The organism is Pseudomonas sp. 51_B, assembly GCF_017491595.1.
In the GTDB taxonomy this organism is placed as follows: Bacteria; Pseudomonadota; Gammaproteobacteria; order Pseudomonadales; family Pseudomonadaceae; genus Aquipseudomonas; species Aquipseudomonas promysalinigenes.
Genome location: NZ_JAFGYW010000292.1, coordinates 1 through 478 on the forward strand (window position 1 = coordinate 1; position 478 = coordinate 478).

Annotated in this window: 1 protein-coding gene; it reads right to left on the reverse strand. The window is 61.3% G+C overall.

The window, feature by feature from the left end; genetic code table 11:
• Positions 1-478: alpha/beta fold hydrolase (locus tag J5M56_RS24890; protein ID WP_207938047.1), on the reverse strand; the 478-nt coding region annotated here is incomplete at both ends.

The following is a 478-nucleotide window of genomic DNA, read 5'->3' on the forward strand; positions in this document are numbered from 1 at the left end:
CGCCACGCCCGCAGGAAAGCTCTCGAACAAGCGCTGCGTGCTGCTGCGCCCAATCACGTCGTCATCGCTGGCCGCCAACAGCAATGTCGGCGTGCGGATATGCGCTGCGTACTTGCCCGATTCAAAACGATCCTTGAGCAACCACTTCACCGGCACCCACGGGTATTGCCGTGCGGCGATTTCCTCAAGGCTGTTTAACGGCGTCACCAGAATCAGATTCTGCACCGGCCGCTGACTGGCCAGGCGCACCGCCACCCCCGAACCGAGGCTGCGTCCGATGACTGCAATCTGCGGGTGGCTGGCATAGACCTGATCGAACAGTGCCAGCGCATCTTCGGCAATCGCGGCTTCCGATGGCGAGCCGGTGCTGCCAGCAAAACCCCGGTAATGCAGGAAATACAGCGCGTAGCCAGGAAACGCCTCAGTGAATTCCGGCAGATTGCGCGAGACGTCCTCGGCATTGCCGCCGAAATAGATC